19 protein-coding genes and 1 tRNA gene are annotated in these 18,948 nt (G+C 63.6%); 4 read left to right on the top strand and 16 right to left on the bottom strand.

Features of this window, described 5'->3' with window-relative positions; all coding sequences use genetic code 11:
• Positions 1-119: 119 nt before the first annotated feature.
• Entirely contained in the window at positions 120-497 is a 378-nt protein-coding gene (locus tag FJ527_RS11875) for a flagellar export protein FliJ (RefSeq protein WP_140617636.1), read from the top strand.
• Positions 498-603: 106 nt separating this feature from the next.
• On the opposite strand, the gene FJ527_RS29280 is transcribed toward FJ527_RS11875, so the two are convergent.
• Positions 604-891 carry a hypothetical protein gene (locus FJ527_RS29280; protein WP_181166334.1) on the bottom strand — a complete coding sequence of 96 codons (288 nt, stop codon included), beginning with the start codon at positions 889-891 and terminating at the stop codon, positions 604-606.
• Between the two features lie 151 nt (positions 892-1,042).
• Positions 1,043-1,318 carry a DUF1153 domain-containing protein gene (locus tag FJ527_RS11860; RefSeq protein WP_006203587.1) on the bottom strand — a complete coding sequence of 92 codons (276 nt, stop codon included), beginning with the start codon at positions 1,316-1,318 and terminating at the stop codon, positions 1,043-1,045.
• A 283-nt stretch (positions 1,319-1,601) separates the two neighbouring features.
• On the opposite strand from FJ527_RS11860, the gene mnmA reads away from it, so the two are divergent.
• Positions 1,602-2,792: a tRNA 2-thiouridine(34) synthase MnmA gene (mnmA, locus tag FJ527_RS11855; protein WP_140617635.1), complete on the top strand. Its 1,191-nt coding sequence runs from the start codon at positions 1,602-1,604 to the stop codon at positions 2,790-2,792.
• A gap of 43 nt (positions 2,793-2,835) precedes the next feature.
• On the opposite strand, the gene FJ527_RS11850 is transcribed toward mnmA, so the two are convergent.
• Complete coding sequence (locus tag FJ527_RS11850; protein ID WP_140823178.1) at positions 2,836-3,801, bottom strand: Gfo/Idh/MocA family oxidoreductase; 966 nt, start codon at positions 3,799-3,801, stop codon at positions 2,836-2,838.
• A 236-nt stretch (positions 3,802-4,037) separates the two neighbouring features.
• Between FJ527_RS11850 and FJ527_RS11845 the strand changes: the two genes are divergently transcribed.
• Positions 4,038-4,114, top strand: a tRNA-Met gene (locus FJ527_RS11845).
• Positions 4,115-4,383: 269 nt separating this feature from the next.
• On the opposite strand, the gene fghA is transcribed toward FJ527_RS11845, so the two are convergent.
• The 8 genes from fghA to FJ527_RS11805 all read right to left on the bottom strand — a co-directional run bounded on the left by fghA (position 4,384) and on the right by FJ527_RS11805 (position 13,013).
• Entirely contained in the window at positions 4,384-5,220 is an 837-nt protein-coding gene (gene fghA / locus FJ527_RS11840) for an S-formylglutathione hydrolase (RefSeq protein ID WP_140823177.1), read from the bottom strand.
• Positions 5,221-5,459: 239 nt separating this feature from the next.
• Positions 5,460-6,206, bottom strand: coding sequence for an SDR family NAD(P)-dependent oxidoreductase (locus tag FJ527_RS11835; RefSeq protein WP_140823176.1), 747 nt, complete (start codon positions 6,204-6,206; stop codon positions 5,460-5,462).
• 38 nt (positions 6,207-6,244) lie between these two features.
• Complete coding sequence (locus FJ527_RS11830) at positions 6,245-7,423, bottom strand: alanine--glyoxylate aminotransferase family protein (protein ID WP_140823175.1); 1,179 nt, start codon at positions 7,421-7,423, stop codon at positions 6,245-6,247.
• Between the two features lie 26 nt (positions 7,424-7,449).
• Entirely contained in the window at positions 7,450-8,256 is an 807-nt protein-coding gene (locus FJ527_RS11825; protein WP_015315988.1) for a 4-pyridoxolactonase, read from the bottom strand.
• A gap of 48 nt (positions 8,257-8,304) precedes the next feature.
• A complete protein-coding gene (locus FJ527_RS11820) occupies positions 8,305-9,240 on the bottom strand; it encodes an ABC transporter permease (RefSeq protein WP_140617631.1) in 936 nt (311 codons plus the stop codon).
• Between the two features lie 3 nt (positions 9,241-9,243).
• On the bottom strand, positions 9,244-10,341 hold the full coding sequence (locus FJ527_RS11815; RefSeq protein ID WP_015315986.1) for an ABC transporter permease: 1,098 nt from the start codon (positions 10,339-10,341) through the stop codon (positions 9,244-9,246).
• Positions 10,338-11,906 carry an ABC transporter ATP-binding protein gene (locus FJ527_RS11810; RefSeq protein ID WP_140823174.1) on the bottom strand — a complete coding sequence of 523 codons (1,569 nt, stop codon included), beginning with the start codon at positions 11,904-11,906 and terminating at the stop codon, positions 10,338-10,340. The genes FJ527_RS11815 and FJ527_RS11810 overlap by 4 nt, the downstream gene beginning before the upstream one ends.
• A gap of 78 nt (positions 11,907-11,984) precedes the next feature.
• On the bottom strand, positions 11,985-13,013 hold the full coding sequence (locus FJ527_RS11805) for a BMP family protein (protein ID WP_140721561.1): 1,029 nt from the start codon (positions 13,011-13,013) through the stop codon (positions 11,985-11,987).
• Positions 13,014-13,184: 171 nt separating this feature from the next.
• Between FJ527_RS11805 and FJ527_RS11800 the strand changes: the two genes are divergently transcribed.
• Entirely contained in the window at positions 13,185-13,538 is a 354-nt protein-coding gene (locus FJ527_RS11800) for a hypothetical protein (RefSeq protein WP_224720747.1), read from the top strand.
• Between the two features lie 35 nt (positions 13,539-13,573).
• Here FJ527_RS11800 and FJ527_RS11795 read toward each other — a convergent pair whose 3' ends face one another.
• Genes FJ527_RS11795 through FJ527_RS11775 form a run of 5 tightly spaced genes read right to left on the bottom strand, consistent with a single transcriptional unit; the run spans position 13,574 to position 18,889 of the window.
• The gene (locus tag FJ527_RS11795; RefSeq protein ID WP_140665222.1) at positions 13,574-14,581 is read right to left on the bottom strand and encodes an ABC transporter substrate-binding protein; all 1,008 of its coding nucleotides are present in this window, start codon (positions 14,579-14,581) and stop codon (positions 13,574-13,576) included.
• Between the two features lie 38 nt (positions 14,582-14,619).
• Positions 14,620-15,435 carry an ABC transporter permease gene (locus FJ527_RS11790; RefSeq protein WP_140823173.1) on the bottom strand — a complete coding sequence of 272 codons (816 nt, stop codon included), beginning with the start codon at positions 15,433-15,435 and terminating at the stop codon, positions 14,620-14,622.
• Positions 15,432-16,262, bottom strand: coding sequence for an ABC transporter ATP-binding protein (locus FJ527_RS11785; RefSeq protein WP_140823172.1), 831 nt, complete (start codon positions 16,260-16,262; stop codon positions 15,432-15,434). The genes FJ527_RS11790 and FJ527_RS11785 overlap by 4 nt, the downstream gene beginning before the upstream one ends.
• Before the next feature lie 60 nt (positions 16,263-16,322).
• Positions 16,323-17,252, bottom strand: coding sequence for a 5-formyl-3-hydroxy-2-methylpyridine 4-carboxylate 5-dehydrogenase (fhmpcd1, locus tag FJ527_RS11780; RefSeq protein ID WP_140617624.1), 930 nt, complete (start codon positions 17,250-17,252; stop codon positions 16,323-16,325).
• Positions 17,252-18,889 (bottom strand): choline dehydrogenase, encoded by a 1,638-nt coding sequence (locus FJ527_RS11775; protein ID WP_140823305.1) that lies wholly within the window; start codon positions 18,887-18,889, stop codon positions 17,252-17,254. Before FJ527_RS11775 ends, fhmpcd1 begins: the two co-directional genes overlap by 1 nt.
• Positions 18,890-18,948: the final 59 nt, after the last annotated feature.

The raw sequence follows: 18,948 nt of genomic DNA, 5'->3' as shown, positions 1-18,948 counted from the left end.
AAACTTTAGGGTTTTGTTTCCCATAGTGCGGGGAAAGCCGGTGGACACGGGCAGCGCTTGGACCTTTCCAGGTGGTTTGGACGATATGTGCGGGTGTGCGTTTCCGGGAGTACCGAATCATGAAGTCACGTGAAAACCTCGTTCGGCTGAAGCAATTTCAGGTGAATGAGAAGCGGCGCCAGCTGTTGCAGCTCGACATGATGATCGCCGAGTTTGAGCGCATGGCCGTCGAATTGGAGCTTCAGATCACCGCCGAGGAAAAGAAAGCCGGCATCACAGATATCAATCATTTCGCCTATCCGACCTTCGCCAAGGCGGCGCGCCTGCGCCGCGACAATCTCAGGAACTCGCAAGGCGACCTCGCCCAGCAGCGAAGCGCCGCCGAATCATTACTCGGCGAAGCTGAAGCGGAGCTTTCCAAGGCTGAGATGCTGGAATCGCGCGATACCAAGGTTCGCGAAACCGAAACTGGCGGCCGCAGCGCCATGATCGGCTGAGTCGGCCGACATCGGCGCTATTTGGCGCATAAGCGCGCGCCCTGTCAGGCGACAGCCTGAACCGGCAACAGCAAGCCGCCGCGGAAGCGCTGCTGGCACGCAAGACCTACGCCGCCCAATCCTCCTCATTTCTGGCGCTGGCCCTCGCCCGGGCATCCCCTAATATCAGGCGCAGCTGCTCCGCCCGTGATCTGATCTGGGCAAGCAGTCCGGCCAGGTTGTGGCCGAGTTCGGTCAGTTCATGTTCGACGCGTGGCAAGCGCGCCATTGCGCAGCCAGCCTTTGCGCAGCGCGCAGACGCCAGCTCGCGCGATATCAGGGTCGAGCGCATGTCGGTGGTGCCCGACCGCGAGGGCTTGCCGGGTTGATCGACGCGCAAAAGCCTGCCGTCCATGTCGCCAGGACTTTTCCACTCGACTAGGCGGGAGCCGCCGACGCCTTTCTCACAACCAAGCCGATCGGCAAGGTAGCGCTGACCGTCTGAGCGGCGACACTGAAAGCAAAGGGCGCGGCATGCCGCGCCCTTTGCTTGTGGTGAGACCGGCCTAGTGCCGGTATTGCTGGATACGCGTGGTGCGCAGCCCGGCAAGACCATATTCGTCGATCGACGCTTGCCAGGACAGGAATTCCTCCGTGGTCAGCTTGTAGCGCTGGCATGCCTCTTCAAGGCTCAAAAGCCCGCCGCGCACTGCTGCAACCACCTCCGCCTTGCGCCGGATAACCCAGCGACGCGTGTTCGTCGGCGGCAGATCGGCAATCGTGAGAGGGCTGCCGTCAGGCCCGATAACATATTTGACTCTAGGTCTAACCAGATCGGTCATCGTACTCTCTACAAAAAACTCAAAGACCCAATCCCCGCCACGTTACCGCCACAGCTTTAAAAATTGCCTAAGCAGACCCTAATGACTAGGTAAGGATCGTGAACGCCGCGTTAGTCTTTTAGCGGGCATTTGAAATATGCGGCCGGAAGCCCCGTTTTAGCCGGGAGAAATGTGCCCGCTCGCAGTGTCCGCCACGCCGGGGTCGTCCTGCAAGCTGGCGCCGCATGAAAGCTTGACCTATATTCTCGACATTGGCATTGAGCCGCCGCGAAATGAAAGCACCATGAACAGTCTCGACCTCCCCAGACGCCCCGAAGAGACCCGCGTCGTCGTCGCCATGTCGGGCGGCGTCGATTCATCAGTGGTCGCCGGCTTGTTGAAGCGCGAGGGCTACGATGTCGTCGGCGTCACCTTGCAACTCTATGATCATGGTGCGGCAACGCATCGGGCCGGCTCATGCTGCGCCGGCCAGGACATCGACGATGCCCGTCGCGTTTCCGAGACGCTGGGTATTCCCCATTATGTGCTCGATTACGAGGAGCGGTTCCGCAAGGCGGTCATCGATCCGTTCGCCGAGAGCTACGTCGCCGGCGAAACCCCCATTCCTTGCGTTTCCTGCAACCAGACGGTCAAGTTCGCCGATCTCCTGGCCACGGCCAAGGATCTCGGCGCCGACGCGCTGGCCACCGGCCACTACATCCGCTCCGGCGCCAATGGCGCCCACCGGGCGCTTTACCGGCCGGTCGATGCCGACCGCGACCAGAGCTACTTCCTGTTCGCCACCACGCAGGCGCAGATCGACTACCTGCGCTTTCCGCTCGGCGGCCTATCGAAGCCCCAGGTTCGCGCCATCGCCGAGGAGATGGGGCTGACGGTGGCCGCCAAGCAGGACAGCCAGGACATCTGCTTCGTGCCGCAGGGCAAATATTCCGACATCATCGCCAAGCTGAAGCCGACTGCCGCCAACCCAGGCGACATCGTTCATATCGACGGCCGCGTGCTCGGTCGCCACGAGGGCATTCTGCGCTACACGATCGGCCAGCGCCGTGGCATTGGCATCGCGTCCGGCGAGCCGCTCTATGTCGTCCATCTCGACGCCGAGCGCGCCCGTGTCGTGGTCGGCCCGCGCGAGGCGCTGGAGACGCACAAGATCTATCTGCGCAACATGAACTGGCTGGGAGACGGAGGCCTCGCCGATGTGCCCGCCGGCGGCATTGAGCTGTTCGCCAAGGTGCGCTCGACCAGGCCGCCACGGCCGGCCGTGCTGCGTCACGAGGCAGGTGTGGCCTCGGTCGAACTGGCCGACGGTGAATCCGGCATCGCGCCTGGACAGGCGTGCGTGCTCTATTCCGACGATGGCAACGAGGCCCGTGTCTTAGGCGGCGGCTTCATCGTGCGCTCCGAGCGCGGCGCCGAAGCCGAAGCGATGCTGAGCCGGCTGGCCGCGAAGCCGGCGCAAGTTCCCGCCGAGTAGCTCTCCCCTGCCCATCGTACCAGGAGTGCGGCGTAGCCTTCCCTCAGGCCGTGGATTTGGTGTGGGTGACGGTGCCGGCCGTCAGGATGCGCAGCACCCTGATCGCTTCCTCGCCGCTGGTGCGCGGTTCGGCGCGCGTTTCGATGCAGTGGATGAAGTGCTCCAGTTCGCGCGTCAGCGGCATGCCCTGGGCAACCGCGACATAGGACGGCTCATTGGTGGTGAATGCCCACTGGCCGCTGTCCTGCCACACGGCGTGGCGGTAGACCGCAAGCTTGCGCTCCCATGGCTCGACATCGTCGAACACCGCCATCGCCTTGGTGCCGACCACGGTCAGCCGCCGCTCGCGATAGGGGTTGAGCCGCGATGTGAAAAGATGGCTGCGCAGTCCGTTGGGAAAGCGCATGTGCAGATGCGCGAAATCGCTGAGATTGTCGAGGAGTGCCGCTCCCTCGCCGCGCACCTCGATCGGCTCGGTGCCGGTGATGGCCAGGATCATCGACAGATCGTGCGGCGCCAGGTCCCATAGCGCATCGTTCTCGGTATGGAACTTGCCGAGCCCCAGCCGGTGCGAATGGATGTAGCGGACCTCGCCGAGCTCGCCCTTGTCGATCAGCCCTTTCAACGTCTCGAAGGCGGGATGGAAACGCAGGACATGGCCGACCATGAACACGCGGCTATTGTCCTTGGCCGCCTGCACCGAGCGCTCGGCATCGGCCACCGTCAGCGCGATCGGCTTTTCCACCAGCACGTCCTTGCGGTTCTCGACGGCGCGCACGGCAAGATCGGCATGGAACTGCGGCGGCAAGGCCATGATGATGGCGTCGATGTCATCGCGGACGAACAGTTGGTCCGGCTCGATCGCCAGGCAGTCCTGTTCGCTGGCGAAACCTTCGGCGCGAGCCCGATTGGTGTCGGAAACCGCGTGCAATGCGCCGAGCGCCTTGAGGGTGCGGATGTGGTTGGAGCCCCAGTATCCGCAACCGAGGACTGCAATGCGCGGCTTCATCTGTTTCAAACTCTAAAAACTCGTGGCCGAGACATAGCGACGTGCCCCGTCGAACTCAACCCCGGTGGCACCAACCAGCTGTTCGTGCGGCAAAGCTTTTCCCCATCGAGAATAGCCCTGATATCGAATGCATCGAAGCTTGACAGGCTCGCCCTCCCAACCTTATATCCGCGCGACCTTGGCGAACGCCTCGAAATGCCTTCGATTTAAGGCGGATTCGGGCCTGTCGCCGCCCTGGCGGGGTAGCTCAGTTGGTTAGAGCACGGGAATCATAATCCTGGGGTCGGGGGTTCAAGTCCCTCTCCCGCTACCAATTTCTAGAATAATTCAGATACTAATGGGCTCCGCCGCCCGAGAACCTTGGCTCGGTTTGCTATCCACGCAGCCATACCCGTTTGAGCGCGTAACGATCGAGTTCGCGGCCGATTTCCGCGCCGCCGCGTCAGCATCAGCGTGCTCAGGCTCTTGCCCTGCGGATCCTGCGCCAGTGACATAGCCGAAGGCGCGGCCGACACCGCCTTTGGGATGGCCTTGCCGGACCCGAACCCGATCCTCACGGAGTGAGTAGCCCCTGGCGTGCTCCTACTTGGCCAGGCGCGCGGCGTGCCACTTCAAATGGTCGTCCATGAAGGTCGAGATGAAATTATAGGAGTGATCGTAGCCTTCCTGCATGCGCAAGGTGAGCGCGATGCCGGACTTCTTGCAGGCGTCTTCGAGAAGCCATGGCCGCAGGCCGTCCTTGAGGAAGCCATCGGCGGTGCCCTGATCGACCAGGAATTCGCCGAAGCGGTGCCCGTCTTCGATCAGCGCTGTTGTATCGTAGGCGCGCCAGGATTTCTCGTCCTTGCCGAGATATTTTTCCAGAGCCGGCCGCGACCAGTCTGCCGTCATCGGCTGAACGATCGGTGCGAACGCCGAGCAACTTCTGAAGTGCTCGGAGTTCTTCAGCGCGATGGTCAGCGCGCCATGCCCGCCCATGGAGTGGCCAAAAATCGACTGGCGCTCCATATCGGCGGGGAACTGGCTGGCGATCAGGGCCGGCAGCTCGTCGACGATATAGGAGTGCATCCGGTAGTTCCTGGCGAAGGGCTGCTGCGTCGCGTCGAGATAGAAGCCGGCGCCCGAGCCGAACTGCCAATTATCCTTTTCGTCGGCCACACCCTCGCCGCGTGGGCTTGTGTCGGGGCAGACCACGATCAGGCCGAGCTCGGCCGCCAGACGCCGGTATTCGCCCTTGTCCATGACATTGGCATGAGTGCAGGTGAGGCCCGACAGATACCAGAGCACCGGCAGTGGCCCATCCTTGGCCTGCGGCGGCACGAAGACGGCAAAGGTCATGTCGCAGGCGCAGGCTTCGGAAGCGTGTGAACAAACACCTTGCACGCCGCCATGCGACTTGGACGTGGAAACGACTTTCATCAGCTCTGCCTTCTCGTCAAGAAATCCCGGCCCGGCATAGCGGCCGGATGCGTCGCTCGCAACCGCGAGCCGCTAATAAGTCCCGGCGGCGTTATCGAGGTGCACCCCGATAATGCCGCCGGTAGACGCCAGGCTTTGCGAACACGCTGACCTGGCCGGGAGGCTGGAGGCCAGCGAAAAGCCAGACGTTTCGATGGCCGGCGATCGGGCCGGCAGGGCGCCGGACTTGACGATTGCCCTTAGTGCCTGATCATCCCGGCGTCGACATTCAGCGTCTGGCCGGTGATCCAGCGGGCGTCGTCGCTGGCCAGGAACGACACGACATCGGCGATATGTTCGGGCTGGCCCTTGCCCTTCATCGCCTGGAGCATCTCGACGAAGCCGAACGCCTCGTTGTGCGGGCTTGCCTTGACGCCATCGCTCTCGATCAGGCCGGGCGTCACCGCATTGGCCGTGATGTTGTACTTGCCAAGCTCGGTGGCCAGCGCCCGGGTGAAGCCAATGACGCCGCCCTTGGCCGCGACATAGGCCGCCATGTTCGGCGTGCCGGCAAAGAAGGTGTTGGAGGCGATGCTGATCACGCGTCCGGCCTTGCCCGCCGCCCGCATCTGGTCGGTCGCCGCGCGGGTGACGATGAAGGTTCCCGTCAGGTTGACGTCGATGATCTTGCGCCAATGGTCGAGGTCGACATCGTCCCAGGCGACGAACGGCACGATGCTGGCATTGTTGACCAGGACGTCGACGCCGCCGGCGAGCGCCTGTATCTCGCCAAACAGCGCTTTCACCGAAGCCGGATCGGCAATATCGGCTGCAATCGCCTTCGCGTTGCCGCCGATTTCGGCGGCCGCGGCCTTGGCGCCCTCGGCATTGATGTCGCTGACGATGACGGTCGCGCCGTCGGCCGCCAGCCGCGCCGCGATCGCCTTGCCGATGCCCTGTGCCGCCCCCGTCACCAGCGCCGTCTTTCCCGCAAGCCGTTCAGTCATGAAATTTCTCCCTCGATGCGCAGTCTGTTGATGTCTGTTCAGGCGTCGGCGTCGATCACCGCCAGCGCCGCGTCGATGCCCTTGCCGACCGCAAGCTTCTGGCCAGCCGCGTTCATGGCGCCGCCAAGCGCCGTCAGCGCCGCGATCGCATAGATCGGCTGTGCCGTCGGGCCCATATGGCCGATGCGTGTAAGCTTCCCCAAAGTTTCGCCGCGACCCGACGAAAACACCACGCCGTAGCGGGCGCGCGCTGCCTGGCGAAGTGCTTTCTCGTCGACACCGTCGGGTGTGCGAACGGCCGTGGTGCTCGGCGAAGCGATTGCATCGCTGGCGGCCCAGATCGACAGGCCCATGGCGACGACGCCGGCCCGCATGGCCTTGGCCGTCAGTGCATGGCGCGCCCAAACCGCTTCTGGCCCCTCGTTGAGATAGAGATCGAGCGCCACATCGAGGCCGTTCACTTCGGCCACCGAGGGCGTGAAGGGGAATGGCTTGTCGCGCGACCAGGCGTTCTCCCAGTCGACGATGCTCAGCATCGAGGCGCGGGGCGCCGCCTTGTTGGCCTTCATCTTGGCCCAGGCGCGGTCGCTGACCCCCATGATCGTAAGCGCTGGCGGCGCGCCAAGACATTTGCCCGGGCCGGTCACATAGATGTCGGCCTTGCAGTCGTCCGGATGCGTCTTCATGCCACCGAAAGACGAGACGGCATCGACGATCAGGTAACCGCCATGCGCCGACACCAGCGCGCCGATGGCATCGATCGGGTTGATCGTGCCCGACGGCGTGTCGTGATGGCAGACGGAGACGACAGTGATTTCCGGATGCGCCTTCAGCATGGCGGCAACCGCCTGCGGGTCGATCGCCTCATTGTAGGGCACTTCGATTTCGAGGAGATGCGGTGTATAGCGCTTCGCCCAATAGCCGAACCCCTTGCCGTAGACGCCCGAGGCAAGGTTGAGCACGACGTCGTCCGATGTGATCAACGACGCCGCCGCCGCCTCGAGACCCAGCACCGGCTCTCCGTGCAGGATGACTGGCTTGTTGGAAAGCCGCATCGCTTTTTGAGCCTTGTCGACGACCTTCTCGTAGAAGAGCTGGAAGGCCGAGTCATAGTCGTAGAGCACCGTGCGGCCGAGGCCTCGCAGCACCTCGGCATAGGCATTGACTGGCCCCGCCGTCAGCGTGAGGACCGGATCCGCGTGATCGGGATAGCGCATGGTCTTGGTCTCCGGATTGGCGGCGATCAGCCGTAGAACTGTGTGCCGGTTTTGTAGGTCTTGAAGTTGTCCATGTCGTGCGAGTACATCAGCTCGGCGCCGTGATCCTCGGCAAGTTTCTTCACCCTGCGCATCGAATTGACGCCCGCGACCGGGTCGATATGGAAGGCGGCCTGGCAAAGCGTTTCCAGGCTCTTCTGCGTGTAGGCGGCGTCGATCGTGAACATGATCGGCTTGCGCTTGGGAAACTCGACCAGAAGGCTGTAATGGCCGATCGAGTGGCCGGGGGTGGAGATCAGTTTCACGCCTTTTGCCAGTTCGATGTCACCTTCGATGCCCTCGAAAGTCGAGTTGGCCCGTGTCGTGCCTGCCAGCAATTGCGCGGTCGCGCCACGTGCCTCCGCCGCTTCCGCCGAGAAGCTCAGGTCCGAATAACCGAGATGTTCGAAGGGCTGCGGATTGCAGGCTTGCGGCACCTCCGAACGGTGGCAGATCTTCTTGGCATGCGGAAAATACTTGTTGCCGCCGCAATGGTCGAAATGGAAGTGCGAGTTGACGACGACGTCGATGTCCTTCGGCTCCAGCCCGAGCAGCGCCAGCGCGCCGGGAATGGTCTGGTGCTTTTCCTGGATCGGCTTCTCGAAGGGCAGCACCTTCATGACGTGGTCGTAGTCATAGCCGGTATCGATGAGGAAGCGGCCCTCGGCATGCTCGATCAGGATCGAATAGACGGGGAAGCGCACTTCGCCGCCTGGGCCACGGTTCCAGAACACATGATAGCCGTCGAGGACAAGTGAGCCGCCGTCGAGCAGGTAGACCTTGGTATCCGACATTGTTGCCTCCTTTTCCGGCGCGGGTTCCATCCGCGCGTCTGGTTTTTCTCAGCGCGCCCCGCGCTCGTATGGAATGCCCAGTGCCGCCGGCAGGCTGGCCCGCCGCCCGAACAGCACCAGCATGATCATCACCGCCAGGAACGGCAGCATCTGGATGACATCGGTCGGTATGTTGATGCCCGCCACCTGCATGGCCGTCGTCAGCGACAGGCACACGCCGAACAGAAGAGCGCCAAACAGCACCCAGATCGGCCGTCCCCGCGCCAGCATCGCCAGCACGATGCCGAGAAAGCCGGCGCCATTGGTGATGAACGGAATGAACAGGCCCGCTCCGACATTGGCGAGGTAGGCGCCGCCAAGCCCCGCCAGCGCGCCGGTCGTCAGCACCGCGATGGTGCGGGTCCTGATGACGTCGATGCCGGCGACATCGAGCGCGGCCGGCTTGTCGCCCGCTGCCTGCAGGTTGAGGCCGAGCTGCGTGCGGCGGTAGAGGTGGCTCATGGCGAACACCAGGGCGACCGCCAGATAGACGATCAAGTGATGCCTGAAGAAGGCCGGGCCGATCACCGGAATGTCCGACAGCAGCGGAATGACGGTTGCGTCCGCCGCCGGCAGGCGGGGATAGCTGCGCGAAAACTGGAAATGATGGAGCAGCGCCGTCAGGCCTTCGAGACCAAGCGTCAGCGCGATGCCGATGACGATCTGGTTCAGCCCGATGCGCACGCAAAGCAGCGCCATGATCAGCGCCACCGCGACGCCGCCCGCAGCGCCGGTGAGAAAGCCTAGCCACAGCGATCCCGAATAGAACGCGCCGACGAAGCCGAGATAAGCGCCGGCCAGCATCATGCCCTCGATGCCGATGTTGAGCACGCCGGCCTTTTCCGACATCTGCTCGCCGAGCCCGGCAAGCAGCAGCGGAATGGCGGCGGTGACGGCGCCAAACAGCAATGCGCTGAGAAAGACTTCGCTGAAGAGCCCGGTCATGCCCTACGCCTTTCTCGACTGATGATAACGGTGGTCGACATATTCGGCCAAGGCGAGCACGATCAGCACGATGGAGACCAGCACCAGCGTGAAGTGATTGGGCACGCCAAGCCGCCGCGCCGCGCTCTCGCCGCCGATTGACAATACGGAGAGCAGGAACACGAAGCCGATCGCGGCAAAGCCGTTCATGCGGGCGAGAAACACGGCCGGAATGACCGCCAGCCCATAGGCTGGATTCCAGTCGGCGCGAACATTGCCTTGCACGCCGATGATGTCGACAGCGCCGGCAAGGCCGGCGAGCCCGGCGGAAATGGCGAAGACGGCAATCGTCAGGCCGGGCACGCCCAGCCCCGCATGAACCGCGGCGCGCGGATTGGCGCCGACGATCCTCAGTTTCAGCCCGAATGCCGTACGCGTCATCACCAGATGCACGATGATGATTACCGCCAGGCCGAGCAGCAGGCCACTGGTGATGGTGGTTTCGAACAGGCGCGGCAGCCGGTCTTCCACCGGCAGCGTGCGGGTCTGCGGCACGGTCGTGCCGGGATCGCGAAACACCAGCTTGACCAGCACGTTGGCGAGCGACGTGCCGAGGAACGTCATCATCAGCGTGGTGATGATCTCGTTGACACCCTGATAGGCGCGCAGCAGCGCCGGCACCAGCGACCAGATCATGGCCACCAGCATGGCAATCAGGAACGCGCAGAACAACGCCAGCCAGGCTGGCATGACCTGCACCAGCACGGGAGCGCTGGCCGCCGCCGTGACGGCGCCGAGCAGGAACTGACCGTCGCCGCCGAGGTTCCACATGCCGGCGCGAAAGGCAACGATCAGGCCGGCGGCGAGAAACAGCAGTGGAGCCATGCGCGTCAGCGTCTGCTGGATGCCGAGCGGCGAGAAGAGGCCCTTCTCCAGCACATAGCCATAATAAGCGAGGGGGTCGACGCCGACGGCAAGCAGGATGCAGCCGGCGATGACGAGGGCGGCAAGGATCGGCCCAAGCGTCATCAGCAGCCGGTGCACTATGTCGCGCCGCGTGGCGGCTGCGCTCGTGGCATCGAGTGCGGTGGCGCCGGCGGCGGGTGCGGTGTCGATGCTCATGCGGCAAGTCCGATCATCAGGCGACCGACCCTGGTCCGGGCATCGTCGGCATTGGCGACGGTGCCGACCAGCGCACCATTGGCAATGACGGCGATACGGTCGCACATGCTGAGCAGTTCCTCGAGGTCGGTGGAGATCAAGAGTACGGCGAGGCCGCGTGCCGCCGTGTCGCGGATGCGCTGGCGCGAGGCCAGCGTGTTGGCGAGATCGAGCCCATAGGTCGGCTTGTTGAAGATCACCACCTTGGCGCCTTCGGCCAGTTCCCGCGCCAGCAGCACCTTCTGGATGTTGCCGCCGGAAAGCCGCGCCACCGGTGTCTTCAGGCTTGGCGTGCGCACATCGTATTCGCGCACGAGCTCGGCGGCACGCCTGTCGATCTCGGCGCGCTGCTCGACGCCGCTGCGCCAGAAGGGCGCCGCCCCGACCTGCTTGAGGAAGAAGTTGATGGAGACAGGGAACGTGCCGACGGTGCCCTCGCCCAGCCGGTCGTCGGTCAGGTAGCGAAGACCGCGGTGGCGGCGTTCGCCGACGCTCAGCGCCTCGATGGCGGTGTCCTCCAGCCGGACCGAGCCGCTGGTCGCCGCCCGTTGACCGGCCAAGGCCTCCGCCAGTTGTTTCTGGCCGTTGCCATCGATACCAGCGATGCCGAGTATCTCGCCCGGGCGGATGTCGAAGGAGATCGACGACAGGCCGGGTGCAATGTCGGTCGGCGCGACCGTCAGATCCGCGACCTGAAGCAGAGGCGCGGCACTGGCATCGACAGCGCGGGCCGGACGTTCGACCGCTTCGGGATCGTCCTTCTGCTTGCCGAACATCAACTCCACGATCTCGGAAATAATCTCCTGCTCGCCGAGTGCGCGAAACCGCTCGGGCGGGATCTCGCCCACCTTGCGGCCGAGCTTGAGAACCGAGATGCGGTCGCCGAAGGCGGCCGCCTCCTTGAGCTTGTGGGTGATGAAGACGATCGCCAATCCCTGTTCGACGAGGCGCCGCATCAGCGCGCCAAGTTCCTCGATGCCCTTCGGCGTGAGCATCGAGGTGGATTCGTCGAGGATCAGCAGCCGGCTGTTGCGCACCATGGCGCGTAGGATTTCGACTTGCTGCTGCTCACCGAGCGAGAGTTCCGAAACTTTGGCATGCAGTTTTACCGTGATGCCGAGGCTGCCAGTGATCTCGGCCACGCGGGCCGCAAGCTCTTCGGTCCTCGGACGCTGCCACCAGGGCCCGCCAAGAAGCAGGTTCTCGGCGACCGTCAGGGTAGGCACCAGCATCATGTGTTGGAACACCGTTCCGATGCCAAGCGCCAGCGCATGGCGCGGCGACGTGATCGGCGTCGGCTTGCCGTCGACAAGTATGCGCCCCTCGTCCGGCTGCTGCAGGCCAGACAGCATGCCGATCAAGGTGGATTTTCCCGCGCCGTTCTCGCCGAGCAGTACATGCACCTCGCCAGGATGGATCGACAGGTCGACGCTGTCGTTGGCGACGATGCCGGGAAAGCGTTTGGTCACGGCTTCGAGCGCGACGATGTCGCGGCTGTCGACGGGCGATGAAGAAAGACTGCTCATGAAAGCCCAGCACTGGAAAACGGGAAATATCCGGAGGGGCGAACCGATCGCCCCTCCGGCAGCCGACTTCTGATCGCCTTACTGGGCGACGCTTGTCATCAGTGCCCTGACGGCGGCCGCGTCATAGACTGGCTCGACCTTGATCTTGCCGGAAATGACGTCCTCGCGCAGCGCCTGGATTTCGCTCCAGACGTTGTCGGGGATGGCGGCGGTCTTCAGCAACTGCACGGAATCGTCCTTGAGGCCGATCGAATAATGCTTGGTACCAAACGTGTCGGCCTTCAGGTCGGCGATCATCGCCGCGTAGACCGGTTCGATGTTCCACACCACCGACGACAGCAGGAAGCCCTTGTCGATTGGCGACTTGTCGCCGATGACGTCGATGAAATAGACCTTGCCGCCATCGGCGGCCTTGGTCGTCTCGACCGCCTGCAGCATGCCGAAGCTGGAGCCGTTGCCCTGGCCGAAAATGATGTCGGCGCCCGAGGCGATGACACTTTCGGTGACGCGCTTGCCGCCGGCAGCGTCACTGTAGGCGGCCGGCCCGATCACCGCATAGGTGATCTTGACGTCCGGGTTCTCCGCCTTCACCCCTTGCGCGAACGCCGCCGATTGCGAGTTCCACGATGGCGGTTCACCGGAGACGACGATGCCGACCGACTTCGAGCGCGACATCTTGGCGGCGAGACGGCCGGCCAGATAGGCGCCCTGGTGGCCGCTCAGCGTGTAGTCGGCGACGAGGCCTTTCTCCAGCCCGTTCGGCGTATCGACGATCGCTACCGGAACCTTCAGTTCCTTGGCGATCTCGGGTGCCGAGGTGTTGTAGCCGCTGGCATGCGCGATCAGCAGGCTGGCGCCGTCGGACGCGAGCTCGCGCAGCGTCGGACGGACATCGCCATAGCCGAGGCCCTGCGCCACGACCACCTCGACACCGGCTGCCTTGCCGGCTGCCTTGGCGGCGTCGATGCCTTGCTGGTTCCAGCCATAGTCCGTGCCTTCTTCAGGCGTGAGGATGGCGATCGACTTGACTTCGCCGGCAAGCGCGCCGCCCATCAAGATACCAGACAGTATTAATGCACTTACGCTACCCTTCAGGATCTTTAACATGTTACCCTCTCTGTTTTGATTTCCAATCAATATTTTTATTGTTATTGCGCACAAGCGAGATAGACTGCCTGAGAAAGCTACCCATGGAGCTCAGGAAAAGTGAAAATCCGTTATGTCCTCCCCGTGATGTTGGCGTTCACATCGCTTGCCAACGCCGTTGAGTTGCACCACGTGATCGTCCGCAAAGGCACCGACGGGCTCGATATGGTGCCATTGACGATTTCGAATGCCGGCAAGGAAGGCGTGTCCTGCAACGCCGACTTCGCCCACTGGTATTCAGAAGGGATCGCCACGATAGAGCCGGGCATGAGCGCTCGCGTCGAACTCTGGTTCGATCCCAAGACCGGCACCTTCACCATCCTCAACGACAAGCGCGAAAACCTGCCGGTCGAGCGCCTGTGGTGTGGCCTCGCGGGTCGCGCATATGCCACGCGCGGGCAGATCGCGCTCGACCGAACCGACGCCGCCAAAGGCGAGCGCGAAGTGTCCTGCGGCATGGAGCAGGACAGCCTGGCATGCCGGTAGGCGCTCATTGATCGGTCCGTCCGGGCCATCGTGCCCTATTCCTCCAGGAACTTGTCGGTGAAGACGTCGTCGGCCGACAGCGCAGCTTTGAGCACGCCCTGGTCGGTGAGCGTCTTCAGCGTTTCCTCCCACTGCGTCTTCGTCATCCAGCCGAGGCCGTGGTCCTTGGTGTCGGGGCTGGTGAAGGTTGAGGCGACGTCGGCGTTGATCTGGGCCAGCAGCACATCCTTCTTGTCCGCGTAACCGGGTGCGGCCTTCGCGGTGATCTCGGCGGCTTCTTCCGGATGGGCGACGACATAATCGAAGGCTTCCCTGTAGGCCTTGACGAAACGGGCGACGACGTCCGGCTTGTCCTTGATCATTGTCTCCGAGGTGAACAGGCCGGAGCCATAAGCCTTCCAGCCATGGTCGGCGCCCATCATGATGCTGAGCGAACCGGGACCGCCCGCCTTGGCTTCCAGTTCGGGAACCTCGGCGTCGACATAGCCGACCACCGTCTGAACCCGGCCGAGAAGCAGATAGCTTTCATAGGGCGGCGAGACGCTGTTCAGCGTCATGTCCTTTTCGGTCAGGCCGTTGGCCGCCAGGAAGCCCTTGAAAAAGATGTAGGTCGAGCCCGCTGGATGAATGCCGATGGTCAGGCCCTTGAGATCGGCCGGCTTGGTGAGCTTCACCGTCTTGGCGAGCGACATGATTGCCAGCGGCGAGTGCTGGTTGACGGCTGCCACCGCCACCACCGGAACGCTCTGCGAGCGGGCCACGGCGAGCGTGGGAAGATCGCCGAAACCGAAATCCGCGTTCCCGTTGCCCACCAGCCGCATGGCATCCGGCGAACCCGAACCCTTGCGGATTTCGGCGACATCGATGTCGTTCTTGGCGAAGAAGCCTTTTTCCTTGCCGACGAAGAACATGGCGTGGTTGCCGCGCACCACCCAATCGAGTTGGACGGTGATCTTGTCAGCGGCCAGCGTCGCGTTCGAGAAGCCAAGCGCGCCGGCAAAGGCCGCAAGCGTGGCTACCTTGATAAGTGAGCGTCTCAGCATTTTTGTTCCCTTTTATTGACGGTGGTTGATCGAGAGGCCTAGGCCTGGCTGAATTTCGGTGCCCATGGCACCACGATGCGTTCGAGGATTTCGGCGGCGTAGTAGAAGGCGATGCCGAGCACGGAGACGAGCAGCAGCGCCGCGAAGACCAGCGCGGTGTCGAGCTGGGTCGAGGCGAACTGGATGACGTAGCCTAAGCCGTCCGAGGCACCGGCGAATTCGCCGACGATGGCGCCGATCACGCTCAGCGTGGCCGCGATCTTGGTTCCCGCCATCAGGTTCGGCAGCGAATGCGGAACGCGGATCCTGAACAGGATCTGCGTCGGGCTGGCGCCGACCGAATTCATCAGCGACAGCAGCGAGCGGTCGACCGACTGCATGCCGGCCAGCATCGACAATGTCACCGGAAAGAAGGCGATAACCAGGATCAGGCCGATCTTGGGCGCGAGCCCATAGCCGAACCAGAGAATGAAGATCGGCGCCAGCGCCACCTTCGGCACGTTCTGGAACAGCACCACCAGCGGATAAAGCGCCCGGCCCAGCCAGTCGAAGCGCACGATGACCAGCGCAATGGCGACGCCGACCACGACGGAGACAAGGAACCCGAACAGGATCTCGCCTGCCGTCACCAGTGTCGCCTGCATCAGCGTAGCCCATTGCGCGACCAGCGATTGCGCGATTTCGGACGGGGCGGGAATAATGAAGGCGGAGATGGCGAAAATTCGCACCACGGCTTCCCATACGACGATCGTCGCCAGCAAAAGTATGACCGCCGGCAGCCAGCTCCCGGTCGCGGCCACCCAACTCGAGGCAAGCCGCGAGTCGGAGGGATTGGTGATGGGTTGATCGCTCATGACACGCCTCCCGGTTGGTGGCTGGCGCGCAGCATCGTGCGCAGTTGAACCACCAGCCTGACGAACTCCGGATCTTCCGTCACCGACAGATCGCGCGGGTAGGGCAGGCCAATATCGAGGCTTTCGGTGATCCGGCCGGGCTTGATCCCCAACACATGAACATGGCGAGACAAATGAATGGCTTCGTCGATGGAGTGGGTGACAAGAACGATGGTCTTGCCGGTGCGCTGCCAGATCTCCAGCAGCGACTGACCCATCTGGTCGCGGGTAATGGCGTCGAGCGCGCCGAACGGCTCGTCCATCAGCAGCACCGCCGGATCGAGCGCCAACGCCCGCGCGATGGCGACGCGCTGGCGCATGCCGCCCGACAATTCGTTCGGACGCTTGTGGGCGCTGTCGCCCAGGCCCACCAGCTCAAGCATCTCCTGTCCGCGCGTCCGTAGTTGCGCGCGCGAAAGCGACTTGTCGGCGATACCTAGCAGCATGGAAGCGTTGTCGACGGCGTTCTTCCACGGCAAAAGGTTGGCGTCCTGGAAGACGAGGCCGATCATGCGCTTGCGCGCCGCCTCGACCGGCGAAAGCCCGCCGATCGAAACGCTGCCGCTTGTCGGATTTACAAGTCCGGCCAGAACCTTCAGCAAGGTGCTCTTGCCGCAGCCGGAAGGACCAATGAGAGAAACAAACGAGCCCTTCGGTACCGAAAGATCGATGTTCTGCAGAACCAATTGCCTGGCCATGACCACCGAAACGCCCTTGGCGGAGATCAGGTCGTCATGACGTATATGGGCCGGCCGGCCACCGGCTGCCCGGATGGTTTCAACACGCATGGCTTGGTCCTCCATGCGGTACCCCAACCCGACCGGCCTTGTGAGCACGATGTGTCATGGCTACTCCCGGCCCTCCAGGATGCGACGCACCGCGACGAGCTTGCGCGCCCGTTCGCCTTGCAGCGCCTTTGTCTGCTCGGGCGTGTAGGAGAACATGCCCTCCCCCGACTTGATGCCGAGCTTCGACGCGTTCGTCTTTTCCAGCACCATCGGCGCGACATCGTCGCGATTGGAGAGATCGGCGTTGAGGAACGACGAAACGGACTTGTAGATATCGAGGCCCGCCATATCGAGCAGCGCCATCGGCCCGATGACCGCGATCTTGTAGCCGATGCCCCACGAGACGCAGGTGTCGAGATCTTCCGGCTCGATGACACCGCGCTCGACAAGGTCGACCGCCTCGCGCAGCAACGCATAGAGCACGCGGTTTTCGACGAAGCCCGGAACATCCTTCTTCACCACCACCGGCAAGAGGCCGATCGAGCGGATCAGGTCGCGAATCGTCGTCACGATACGCGGCGCGGTCTTTTCGCCTGCGATCACCTCGATCATCGGGATGATATGCGGCGGGTTCGACCAGTGCATGCCCACCATCCGCTCGGGATAGGAGATGTGCGCCTGCAGCTTGGTGATCGGGATGCCCGACGTGTCGGACGCCACGATTGTGTCCGATGCGATCAGGCTGTCGATCGTGCGATAGACATCGGCCTTGATCGAAATGTTTTCAGGAACGTTCTCGATGACGAGGTCGGCGCCCGATACCGCGTCTGCGATGTCATCCGTGAAGCGGACCGTTCCGGCGCCGGCCGGTGGCGCCGCGATACCCAGGGCGTCGAGAACGCCCTCGGCCACGCCCAGCATGGACCCCGCGCGCTCGATCGCGGCCGGGGCAACATCGTAGGCGACGACCTGCAGGCCGCCCCTGGCGAGCCGGGCGGCCATGCCAGGCCCCATCGTACCCAGACCGATGATGGCGATACGCTGGATCATTATGCTGCCCTGCTTTGCGTTGCCGCTTTTGATGCCGCGACGAGATCGGCGGCTTTCTCGGCAATCATGATCACCGCCGCGTTGATGTTTCCGCAGACCAGGTCGGGCATGACGGAAGCGTCCACCACCCTCAGGCAGTCGACGCCACGAAGCCGCAATTGCGGGTCTACGACCGAGGCCGCGTCGGCGCCCATCCGGCAGGTTCCCGCCGGGTGATGCACGGTGATGGACGTCTTGCGGATATGCTCATCGATCTCGTCGTCGCTCTGGCATTTCGGGCCAGGGAAAAACTCCGCCTCGATGAAGGGCTGCATGGAGGGCTGCGACGCGAGGTCCCTCGCCACTCGGAAGCCGGCCCGAAGCGAGCCCCAGTCCTTCGGCGAGGCGAGGAAATTCTGGTGGATCAATGGCGCCGCGAGAGGATCGGCCGAGGCCAATTTCACCGCGCCCCGGCTTTCAGGCTGCGTCGCCACGATCCGTGTGGCGAACCCGTCCGGAAACGGCGCCTTGAACGGCTCGAAATACGGCCACGCGGCGAGCGGGGCGGCCGTGAACAGCAGTTGCACATCCGGCAACGGACGCTCCGGGCCGCTTTTCAGGAACGCGACGACCCCGCCGGGCACATCTCCCGAGAAACCTCGTCCCGTGAAGTAGGTCTTGGCGAAATCGAACCCGATCCGATCGGCACGCATGTTGCGAAGGAAAGGGCCGCCCGGAGCCCGGCGCCGGTACATGAGAATGACCGAGACGTGATCCTGCAGGTTCTTGCCGACCGCCGGCAGGTTGACCCGCGTCTGGATACCGTGCGTCGCGAGTTCCTCTGGCGCCCCTATGCCGGACAGCATCAGAAGTTGCGGCGTGTTGATGACGCCGCCCGAGAGCAGGACTTCCCTGCGGGCGACGACCGACCGTTGGCCGCCGCCATGGTTCACAACCACGCCGGTGGCGCGCGTGCCCTCCAGCGTGATCTTCGTCGCCGTCGCTCCGGTCAGCACGGTCAAATTGGGTCGCTTCAGGGCCGGCCGCAGATAGGCGGACGCGGTCGAACTGCGCCGACCGTTCGAGATCGTCATCTGGAGCCGGCCGAAACCTTCCTGCCGCTCACCATTGTAGTCGTCCGTCTGTGGATATCCCGCCTCCACGCTGGCTTGCGCAAACGCGTCGATCAGCGGGTCCTTGTAACGGCAGAACTGGGTGCTGACCGGACCATTGCCGCCGCGAAAGTGGTTCGCGCCTCCTTCCCAGCTCTCCTGCTTGCGGAAATAGGGCAGCACCTTGTCGTACGACCAGTCATGGAGCCCGCTGGCCGCCCAACGGTTGTAATCGCCGCGATTTCCCCGCACATAGGCCATGGCGTTGGTCGACGAAGACCCGCCGATCACCTTGCCGCGGGCGCACTCGACCCTGCGTCCGCCGACATTGTCTTCCGGTTCGCAGAAATACATCCAGTCGTGACGTCGCTCGGTCAGGATCTTGCCCCAGCCAAGCGGGATGTGGATCATGGGGTCGCGATCCCAGCCGCCGGCCTCGAGCAGCAGCACCGAACATCCGGGGTCGGCGCTCAGCCGGTTGGCGAGCACGCAACCGGCCGATCCGGCTCCAACGATGATGTAGTCGTAACTTTCCGCGTGCGGCATGGTGCGTTTCATTGCCTTGGTCCGGCGCTCCTGCGCCAGGGAACTGTTGAAACCGAGCC

The sequence above is a fragment of the Mesorhizobium sp. B2-4-18 genome (genome assembly GCF_006441385.1).
In the GTDB taxonomy this organism is placed as follows: domain Bacteria; phylum Pseudomonadota; class Alphaproteobacteria; order Rhizobiales; family Rhizobiaceae; genus Mesorhizobium; species Mesorhizobium australicum.
The sequence above is the reverse complement of the archived record's forward strand: the minus strand, read 5'-3'. Positions and strand labels throughout refer to the sequence as shown.